Origin of the sequence: Exiguobacterium sp. SH3S3 (assembly GCF_004337115.1) — a bacterium.
GTDB classification, from domain to species: domain Bacteria; phylum Bacillota; class Bacilli; order Exiguobacteriales; family Exiguobacteriaceae; genus Exiguobacterium; species Exiguobacterium aurantiacum_A.
In genome coordinates this window covers 137,041-146,739 of sequence record NZ_SJUU01000007.1, presented here as the reverse complement: position 1 = coordinate 146,739, position 9,699 = coordinate 137,041, and the positions used below count along the sequence as shown (strand labels likewise).

The window sequence follows — 9,699 nt, the reverse complement described above, 5'->3', positions numbered from 1 at the left end:
AGATGATTTTACTCATGGATGCGTTCCCCCGTCTGAATGAATAGGTTCATTATATCGATTCGACCGCACACAAAAAACCCTGAATGAGCACTTTTTATCAAGTGTCTATCATTCAGGGTTCAGTTCAAAAAAATTCAACAGGCGTTTTTTTATAGTCCGAGCGAAATATATTTCACTTCTAAAAACTCTTCGATGCCGTGATGACCGCCTTCACGGCCGAGACCGCTCTGTTTCCATCCGCCGAACGGCGCTTGCGGGGTCGAAGGCAGGCCATCGTTGACGCCGACAATCCCGTATTCGAGCGATTCCGCCAAGTAAAGGGCCTCGTTAATATCTTGTGTGAAGATATAAGACGCGAGGCCGAACGGCGTGGCGTTCGCCCGCTCGATGACTTCGTCGAGCGTGTTGAACGAAGCGATCGGGGCGACGGGCCCGAACGTCTCCTCGTTCATGCAGAGCATATCCTCGTTCGCATAGCGGACGACGGCCGGGCGGACGAACAAGCCGTCAAGCTGTTCGCCGCCCGTGATCTCACCCCCACGGATTTGGGCGTCCTCGAGGTGCTTCATCACTTTCTCGACCGCAGCCTCGTCGATGAGCGGACCGATGTCGATGCCGTCGTCGAGCCCGTTCCCGACCTTGAGCGCTTGCACGGCCTCGATGAACCGCTCCGAGAATTCGTCGACGATCGAACTCTCGACGTAAATCCGATTGGCACAGACGCATGTCTGTCCACCGTTACGGAACTTGGTCGCAATCGCTTGTGGGACGGCCTTGTCGAGGTCCGCTTTCGCCGTGACGATGAGCGGGGCGTGGCCACCGAGCTCGAGCGAGATTTTCTTCATCGTGTCGGCGGCACCGCGCATGAGCGTCTTGCCGACTTCGGTCGACCCGGTGAACGTCAGCTTGCGTACACGTGGGTCGTGCTGCCAAACGTTGACGATACGAGCGGCACTGCCGGTCACGAGATTGATGACACCTTTCGGGAAACCGGCCTTCTCGGCCAATTTGACGAGTTCGATCGCGGTGAGCGGTGTCGCCGAGGCCGGTTTCAAGACGACGGTGCAACCGGCTGCTAGAGCCGGTGCCAATTTGCGGGTGATCATCGCCGCCGGGAAGTTCCATGGCGTGATGGCAGCGATGACGCCGACCGGTTGTTTGATCGCGAAAATGCGTTTCTCTTTTGAAGAAGCAGGAATCGTCTCACCATAGACGCGCCGTCCTTCCGCGGCATACCACTCGATGAATCCGTTGGCATAGCGGATTTCGCCGATCGCTTCTTTCAGCGGTTTGCCTTGTTCTTCGACCATCGTTCGCGCGAGCGCTTCCGTCTCTTCATCGATCAAGCGATGCCATTCGAGCAGTAGGGCGCCCCGGTCTTCGGCTGTCCGCTGCTGCCAGTCTTTTAAAGCGGCCTGGGCCGCGTCGACAGCGAGGCCGGCCTCGGTCTCGTCACTCTTTGTCACGGTTGCTATTACGTTACCGGTCGCCGGATTCCGGACCTCGATTGTCTCATTCGTCTCGATCCAGTCACCGTTAATGAAGTTGTTCTCAGCTCGCATCGTGTTCTCCCCTTTCGTCTGTGTCACACTGTAAAAGTACCCGATTTAAAAAAACATACACAATTTTACAGCGGGGCACGACAAAAAACCGTCACTCAGATGAGTGACGGGATCAGACACGAAAATCTTGGCGGGCCAAATGGCGAATCTTTCGACCGAGGCGCCTTGAGTTAAAGTAGGCGACGACGGAGACGACACCACCCGACCAAAACAGCCACTCATCAGGCCGGATATAGCCGAACAGACCAACGAACAATCCGAGAACGATGACGCCCGAGTTGAACGTCTGGCGATGGAGCAATTCTTTCGATTCGAGCTCGCGTTGGAACATCACCTGCTCGGACAACCGTTTCCGGGTCGGCTCTTTCAAATAGTTCTCGAGCAACGGCGGCACGTTCAACAGTTTCTTGCCGTAGTTGAGCGCCGTCATGACGTAGCGGTTTTGGATCGTCGTCCCGTCTGATTCGAGCCATTGGATCACGATCGGTTTACCGAGCGTGAACAAATCGATTTTCGGGTCGAGAATCTGTAAAATCCCGAGCAACGTCGAGGCGGCACGACCGAAGAAGGCGAACTCGGCCGGCAGTTGGATCGGCTCGTTCTTCACGAGCAGTTGGATATCTTGCAGCACTTTTTCGATCAATTTTGTATCGACCGTATCAATGTCGGTCTCTAAATAGAATGTGACCGCCTTTTCGATTGCTTGGCGGATGTTATGTTTATTCGCCGTCGGCAACAAAAAGCGCAAGTCTTCGAGGGCATCGACGACACCGTCGTAATCGAGCGAGATGAACGCCTGCAAGATCTTTCGGATCGTCGCCATGTCTTGCGCGGTCGACGATCCGACCATGCCGAAGTCGAGCAGGATGATCGTTCCGTCGGCCCGGATCTGGACGTTACCAGGGTGGGGGTCGGCGTGGAACTGTCCGCCGAATAATAGCTGTTCCGCGGCCATCGTGAACAGCCGTTCGGCGAGAGCGGAGCGGTCGATATTGTTTTCTTTTAAGAACGCAATATCTGTGATGCGACGGGAGTCGACCCAATCCATCGTCAATACCCGATTCGTACATAAATGATCGTAGTAGCCCGGGATGTAGACGTTTGGGTTTTCAGCATACTTCGCTTTGAAATACAGCGCGTTTTTTAATTCGGTTTGGAAATTTAGTTCATCCCCGATGACAAAAATCATTTGGCGATATAAGCTATCTAAGTCGGTCGATTTGGCGAGCGGCGTCCGTTTGAGCATCGTCGTGACGATTCGCATCGCTTTGAAGTCGGTGCGGATGATTTTTTCGATGTCCGGACGCTGGATTTTGAGCGCGACCCGTTTCCCGTTTTCAAGGAGCGTGGCCCCGTAGACTTCCCCGATCGAGGCGGAGGCGACGGCGTCGATGCCGACGTCTTTCACGACTTGGGTGTACGGTACGCCCCATTCGGCCTCGAGGATGGCACGAGACTTATCCCAACCTGACGTCGGTACGCGGTCGACGAGCTCGGACAACTCATTGAGGACGGACGGCGGCAGCAAATCGGCCCGGATCGACAAGAATTGACCGAGCTTGATCAACAGTCCCTCTAGGCGGAGCGCGTTACGTTTATACTCGCGGGCGAGCTGCAACATGAGCGCCTCGTACTCTTCCGGAGAGGCGAGACCTTGCTGCTGTTTGCGTGAGAATGCATAAATCTTAATGATGAATCGGGCAAACATTGTGACGATGATCCATATGCGGAACAAGGCGATTCGTTTCATAAAAATACCGACATCCTTTACAAGCAGTCGCTCGACTGATCTGATTTTTTTGTATCTTTACTTTACCATATAATGCTTTCGAGAAAGGGCAAGGGATGTTTATGGAGTGGGAATTATTGAACGTCGTTGGAACAATTGCGTTCGCGGCGAGTGGAGCCATCATCGCGATGGACGAAAAGTACGATATTTTTGGAGTTTGGTTGCTCGCCTTCACGACGGCTTTCGGCGGCGGGGCAATCCGTAACGTCTTGCTCGGCAACCCCGTCAGTTTGATTTGGCAACAAAACGATTTATTTATTCTCTGTTTTCTCGTCGCGCTCCTCATCTTCCTGCTCCCGAGCGTCGTCTTGCCGCATTGGGAAAGATGGGGCGTCATCGTCGACGCGATCGGCTTGGTCGCGTTCTCTTTCCAAGGGGCGCAAGTGGCTATCAAATTGGATTTGCCGTTGTCGGCAGCGATTGCGGCGGCCGTCCTGACCGGAGTCGGCGGTGGTGTCGTCCGCGACTTGCTTGCCGGACGGAAACCGCTCGTCTTGCAGGCGGAAGTGTACGCGATTTGGGCGATCATCATCGCGGTCGTCACGTACTACTTCCGGCTCGAAGGCGGACTTCCGGTGTATGCGTTATTGATTGTCGTAGCGACGCTTCGAGTGATATCCTACTATCGGAAGTGGAATTTACCAGCACGAAAAGTGAGATAAGGGGGAAATCATATGAAATTATTACTCATTACCGGTGCTGCCTTGATGGCGCTCGGTGTCGCGCTCGGCGCGTTCGGGGCTCACGCATTGAAAGAGCGTCTGGCGCCGAATATGCTCGCGAACTGGCAGACGGGGGTCTTGTACCACATGATCCATGCGATCGGCATCATTGCGCTTGCTAGTATTTTGACGAAAGTGAGCATCAGTCAATTCAACACAGCCGGTTGGCTCATGTTTGCCGGTATCCTGTTCTTCTCGGGCAGCTTGTATGTCATGGCGCTTACAGGTATCACGAAACTTGGAGCGGTCACACCAATCGGCGGTGTTCTTTTCATCGCGGCATGGGTGTTCGTCATTATCGGTGCATTCAAACTGTAACGAAATATCCATCGAGCGTTAACACTTCGTCTGTATCCTTAGACGTGTGAGACCCCTCGATTTCACACCCGCAACGAACGTTCGGTCAGTCCTGTCATCTTCGCCTTGAGCGAGAAGTCAGACTGACCATTTTTACTTTTTTTGGGAATGGATGAGTTTAGAAAAAATGCTGGAATATGCTTTTTTGAAATAAGGTAAATGATTTACGGTTTTCAATTACTATTACAGAAACGTTTCAAACCATAAAAAATCGAAAAAACGTTGAAATACAAAGAAGAGGGAATGCCAACGGCTTTCCCTCTTCTTTGTCGTAATCAAAGTGAAATATAACTTTAACAGGAAAACATTCGACACTTCGATATAATTAGTCGTGTTGAAACTAAAAAATTAATCGTTTTTGTTACATAGAAAAACGACCGACTTAAATAGAGTATGTAAAACTAGCCCGTCAAATTAGAAAGGATGTCTGCATTGATTAATTGGAAACGTACTGTCTCAGCACTTACGCTGAGCGCCTTGCTCCTCGGCACGCACTCGGTAGCCGATGCCTCGACGACAATCAAAGAGAAGCAAGAGCAACAGAAAAAAGTTAAAGAGCAACGAAATAGCGTCAAACAGAATCAATCGAATACGTCTTCGAAAATTCAACAGAACACTAAAGAAATCTCGAAGGTACAAGAAGAAGTCAACAAAATGGACGCTCAGCTTCAAGACATCATCTACGACGTAGCGGCAAAACGCCAAGAAATCAAACGTACAGAGATGAAGATTGAAGATCTCGAAGTGGACATTAAAGGTTACGAGAAAAAGATGATCGCTCAAGAAAAAATGATGAAAGAGCGGATGGCCACGATGCAAACGAACGGTGGCGGTTCAATCAACTGGGCAGAATTCATCTTTGGATCAAAAAACTTCTCTGACTTGATCACACGCATGATCACGGCTGGTACGATCCAACGTAGCGACCAAGAGTTGTTCAACGACTACGAAGCGACACGTCTATCTCTTCAAGAAGCACAAGCCGCACTCAAAGCAGAGCGGGCCTCACTTCTAGAGCAACAGAAAGCACTTGAAGCGCGTCAAGCCGAACTCGAGAAGAAGATGAAACAGCGTGAAGCTCGCATTAAAGAACTTGAAGAGAAAAATATCGAATTTGAAACGCAAATCTTCGACCTACAAGAAATCGAAGCGACGTTGATCGCTCAAGAAGAGGCGATTGCAGCTGAAATCGAAGCACAGCGCCGTGAAGAAGAAGAAGCGCGTCGTCGTGCGGAAGAGGCAGCACGTCAAGAAGCGGCTCGTAAAGCTGAAGAGGCACGCCAAGCTGAGGCTGCCAAAGCAGCGGCCGCGCAACAAGCCGAAGAAGCGAGAGCTGAAGCTGCACGTCAAGAAGAAGCGGCTAAAGCTGCGGCTGCACAAGCTGCTGCTCAGAAAAAGCAGAACAGTAATACTAATTCCCAGTCATCGTCGTCTTCAAACCAAACGACACAAAATAATGTGACAGCTTCTAAACCGGCTGCACCACCGGCACCTAAGCCTAAGCCAGCACCAAAGCCGGCACCAAAACCGGCACCGGCTCCTAAACCGGTACCGACTACGCCGACAGCTTCGGCACCGGCACCATCGAGCGCGAAATTCATTCAACCGACGACTGGTCGTTTCTCGCAAGGTTTCGGACCGGCAAGCGGACAGTTCGGCTATTCGTTCCATAACGGTGTCGATATCGCCGGACCAGTCGGTACACCGATCCGGGCTTCGGCAACTGGAACGGTCATCCGGGCTGGATGGGGTGGCGCTTATGGGAACCACGTCATGATCGCCCACGTTATTGGCGGTCAAGTCTGGACGACTGTCTATGCGCACATGAACTCGGTATCAGTTAGCGCTGGTCAGCGTGTGACGCAAGGGTCAAACATTGGAACGCTCGGGAACACTGGAAACTCTTCAGGCCCGCACCTTCACTTTGAAATCCACCAAGGCAGCTACTCGTACTCTTCTTCGAGCGCCGGTAGCACCGTCAACCCACGTCAGTTCTTCTAATCCTAAACAAACGAGCACTCGTCAATCGCGACGGGTGCTCGTTTTTGCGGAAAAATAGTGCCCATCCATTGCGGATAGGCACTATTTTTAACATAATTAAGCGAGAATTCTCCCACCTCTAAGCGTCTGGGGCATAGCCCAGCGTAGGTGGGAGATGAATCGCCCGTACATAAACCTCTTGGCCATCCCTGTGACAGATATGACGAACGGAAGTTCGTGATTCCGTCAGATTTCCCTTCCCCCGCCGCGGGTATCGGATGAGGAAGGCGTTCATCACGATCATCGGTCGAGAGGAGGCGCAGACATGCTGAAGGGCTACAAATACCGGCTCCACCCGACCGCGGCACAGGCCGAGTTCCTCGTCAGGACGATCGGCTGCGCCCGCTTTATCTACAACAAGCTGCTCGAGGACCGCATCGCTATCCACGAGGAGACGAAGGCGAGCGGCGGGTCGAAGCGGAAGCCGCCGACACCGGCCTCCTACAAGCCCCTGTTCCCGTTCCTGTGTGAGGCGGACAGCCTCGCGCTCGCCAACGCAAAGCTGCACCTCGACACGGCGTTCGCGAAGTTCTTCGCCGGGACGGCCGGCTTCCCGGTGTTCAAGTCGAGACGAAAGGCGCGCGCGTCCTACACGACGAACAACCAGCACGGCACGATCCGCATCGAGGGGGACCGGGTCCGGCTCCCGAAGGTCGGGTTCATCCGGTTCACACAGCACCGAATCTTCGACGGCGAGATCCGCTCCGCGACCGTGTCGATGACGAAGACGGACAAGTTCTTCGTGTCGCTCCTCGTCGAGCAGCCCGACGAGCCGTGGGTCCCGGCCGAGCACAAAATCGGGATCGACCTCGGCCTCGGGCACTTCGCCGTCATGACGAACGACGCAATGGTGACGGAGACAATTCCGAACCCGCGCAACCTACGCGAGGCCGAGGAACGGCTGAGACGAGCGCAGCGCGCGCTCTCCCGCAAGAAGCTCGGCAGCCGGAACCGCGAGAAGGCGCGGCTCCTGTTGGCCAAAAAGCATGAAAAGGTACGGAACCGCCGACATGACTTCCTCCACAAGCTGTCACGACGCATCGTCGACGAGAACCAAGTCGTCGTCGTCGAGACGCTGAAACCGAGGGAGATGATGCAGGACCGCCGCCTGGCAAAGTCGATCGGGGACGCCGGGTGGGGCGAGTTCGTCCGCCAGCTCGCCTACAAATGCAGGTTCCACGGCCGCACACTGATCCAGGCCGACCCGTGGTTCGCCTCGACCCAGGTCTGTTCGGCCTGTGGCGAGAACGGCGGCAAGAAGGACCTGCACGTCCGCGAGTGGACATGCGCCGCATGCGGCACGCACCATGACCGCGACGTCAACGCGAGCCTCAACCTGTTGCGTCTCGCCGACTGAAACACTCCAGGGCAGGGACTGCCCGACGAGCTTGGTCCACAACCGTGGCTGGTAAGAGCACGGTCTTCCCAAGAAGCTCCCACTTCAAGTTGCGAAGCAAATAAGTGGTGAGTAGTTCACTTAGCTTGCTCGATGTCGTCTTGTTTTGTGTCAGTCATACGGAATCGCTCGCGAACGAGATAGATGATCGTTAAGCCGACCAACCATGGGATCCCGAACTTGAGCAAGATGTTGAAATCGGTAAACCATGTCGTGATCATTAAGCTGAGCAACAGCCCGGCACCTAGGAGCGGTAAGAACGGATAGCCAATCATACGGACAGGGAGTTTACGCCCCGTCCATTTTTTGCGGAAGAATAAGTGTGAGACGAAGACCATGAACCATGTGAAGATCGCCCCGAACATCGAGATGCCCATGAGGAACGGATACGACGTCTCCATGAACACTTGAAGCAATGCCGCGAGGACGATTCCGCCTGTCGAAACGAACAAGGCAGGCATCGGAATCCCGCTTGTGCTTACTTTTTTGAAGATACGCGGTGCGTCGCCGGCTTCGGCGAGTGAGTACATCATGCGCGTCGAGGCATACAATTGCGCGTTCATCGCCGACAAGGCGGCGACCAAGATGACGAAGTTCAAAATGCTAGCCGCGCCAGGCACATCAAACTGCTGCATGACGAGGACGAACGGGCTTTGATCGATACCGGCCTGCTGCCATGGGATGAGCATGAGCATGATGGCGATCGTGATCAAATAGAAGAACGTCAAGCGGAACACGGTCGCCCGCAACGCCTTTGGTACGGCGCGGTCCGGGTCTTTCGCTTCGCCAGCCGTGACGGCGACGAGCTCTGTCCCGAGGAAACTGAAGAGCGAGATGAAGATCGTCACCCACATGCCGTAAAATCCGAAAGCGAAGAACCCTTCATTTCCGGTCGTGATCGATTCGATCGGTGAGCCCGGTTGGCCGAACAGTGCGGCCGCACCGAGGACGATGAAAAGAATGATGGCAGTGACTTTGATGAATGATAACCAGTATTCGGTTGTCCCGAACGTATGGACGTGCCGAGCGTTGACGTAGATGAGCAATCCGCCGAACACGGCGACCCAGACGAATCCGTTCACATCCGGGAACCAGTAGCGCATGTAAATCGCGATTGCGCTCACTTCGACCCCGATTGCGAGGACGTTGGCGATCCAGTACGAATAACGGACCAAGAAGCCAGCGAGCGGATGGACATAACGCTCGGCGATCGTGCCGAACGAGCCCGAAGTCGGATGAGCGACGGTCATCTCGGCGAGACAACCCATGAGCAAGAGGACGATAAACGCCCCGATGGCGTAACTGACGAGCACGCTCGGTCCTGCCGTTTGGATGGCGAGGCCGCTTCCGAGGAAGAGGCCCGTTCCGATGGCGCTGCCAAGCGAGATCATCGTGAGCTGTCGGGTCGACAGTTCACGTTTTAGTTTGCTAGTTTCCAAAGTCAAATCTCCTTTAGTTGAGTGAAGTGTTGTTGGGGACGACTATAGCAGACAAAAAAATCACGTGTCAACTTGCGACGTTCTGAAACATGCGGTCGATTCGTCCGCACTTATAGAAGCAAAGTTTTTTTGCACACTTTTGTTTGACAGGATGAATCGGGAACGGTATAGTACGAGTTAACTTAACTGAAACGAACAAAGGCGTCGACGAAGAGAAGTAACGACGGTCCCCGCATGACAGAGAGCTGATGGTTGGTGTGAATCAGTATGTGGGACGTCGCGAATGGACTTCCGAGCTCTAAACCGAAATTTTTAGTAGGCTTTAGCGGGTTACCCACCGTTATCACGGGGAAGCGGATGATTGTCCGTGAAGTGGGTTCGACATGAACCAACG

7 protein-coding genes and 1 other annotated feature (1 of these 8 only partly in view) are annotated in these 9,699 nt (G+C 53.7%); of the genes, 4 read left to right on the top strand and 3 right to left on the bottom strand.

Features of this window, described 5'->3' with window-relative positions:
- Positions 1-149 precede the first annotated feature (149 nt).
- Together EVJ28_RS08650 and EVJ28_RS08645 are read right to left on the bottom strand one after the other, a co-directional pair.
- Entirely contained in the window at positions 150-1,562 is a 1,413-nt protein-coding gene (locus tag EVJ28_RS08650) for an NAD-dependent succinate-semialdehyde dehydrogenase (RefSeq protein ID WP_131488693.1), read from the bottom strand.
- 112 nt (positions 1,563-1,674) lie between these two features.
- Positions 1,675-3,312, bottom strand: coding sequence for an ABC1 kinase family protein (locus EVJ28_RS08645; protein WP_131458832.1), 1,638 nt, complete (start codon positions 3,310-3,312; stop codon positions 1,675-1,677).
- Between the two features lie 95 nt (positions 3,313-3,407).
- On the opposite strand from EVJ28_RS08645, the gene EVJ28_RS08640 reads away from it, so the two are divergent.
- The 4 genes from EVJ28_RS08640 (at position 3,408) to EVJ28_RS08625 (ending at position 7,827) form a co-directional block, all read left to right on the top strand.
- Positions 3,408-4,013 (top strand): trimeric intracellular cation channel family protein, encoded by a 606-nt coding sequence (locus EVJ28_RS08640; RefSeq protein WP_070329139.1) that lies wholly within the window; start codon positions 3,408-3,410, stop codon positions 4,011-4,013.
- 12 nt (positions 4,014-4,025) lie between these two features.
- Positions 4,026-4,391 (top strand): DUF423 domain-containing protein, encoded by a 366-nt coding sequence (locus tag EVJ28_RS08635; protein WP_016510107.1) that lies wholly within the window; start codon positions 4,026-4,028, stop codon positions 4,389-4,391.
- Between the two features lie 462 nt (positions 4,392-4,853).
- Entirely contained in the window at positions 4,854-6,431 is a 1,578-nt protein-coding gene (locus EVJ28_RS08630; protein WP_131458833.1) for a murein hydrolase activator EnvC family protein, read from the top strand.
- Between the two features lie 304 nt (positions 6,432-6,735).
- Complete coding sequence (locus EVJ28_RS08625; protein WP_131488691.1) at positions 6,736-7,827, top strand: RNA-guided endonuclease TnpB family protein; 1,092 nt, start codon at positions 6,736-6,738, stop codon at positions 7,825-7,827.
- Between the two features lie 116 nt (positions 7,828-7,943).
- Here EVJ28_RS08625 and EVJ28_RS08620 read toward each other — a convergent pair whose 3' ends face one another.
- A complete protein-coding gene (locus EVJ28_RS08620; protein ID WP_370250913.1) occupies positions 7,944-9,311 on the bottom strand; it encodes an amino acid permease in 1,368 nt (455 codons plus the stop codon).
- Between the two features lie 189 nt (positions 9,312-9,500).
- Positions 9,501-9,699, top strand: a binding site (T-box leader); it runs 32 nt beyond the window's last position.

What these genes read in the sequence shown, in the direction of transcription:
- EVJ28_RS08650 (WP_131488693.1), bottom strand. Translation starts at nt 1,562, where the DNA reads ATGCGAGCTGAGAACAACTTCATTAACGGTGACTGGATCGAGACGAAT.
- EVJ28_RS08645 (WP_131458832.1), bottom strand. Translation starts at nt 3,312, where the DNA reads ATGAAACGAATCGCCTTGTTCCGCATATGGATCATCGTCACAATGTTT.
- EVJ28_RS08640 (WP_070329139.1), top strand. Translation starts at nt 3,408, where the DNA reads ATGTTTATGGAGTGGGAATTATTGAACGTCGTTGGAACAATTGCGTTC.
- EVJ28_RS08635 (WP_016510107.1), top strand. Translation starts at nt 4,026, where the DNA reads ATGAAATTATTACTCATTACCGGTGCTGCCTTGATGGCGCTCGGTGTC.
- EVJ28_RS08630 (WP_131458833.1), top strand. Translation starts at nt 4,854, where the DNA reads ATGTCTGCATTGATTAATTGGAAACGTACTGTCTCAGCACTTACGCTG.
- EVJ28_RS08625 (WP_131488691.1), top strand. Translation starts at nt 6,736, where the DNA reads ATGCTGAAGGGCTACAAATACCGGCTCCACCCGACCGCGGCACAGGCC.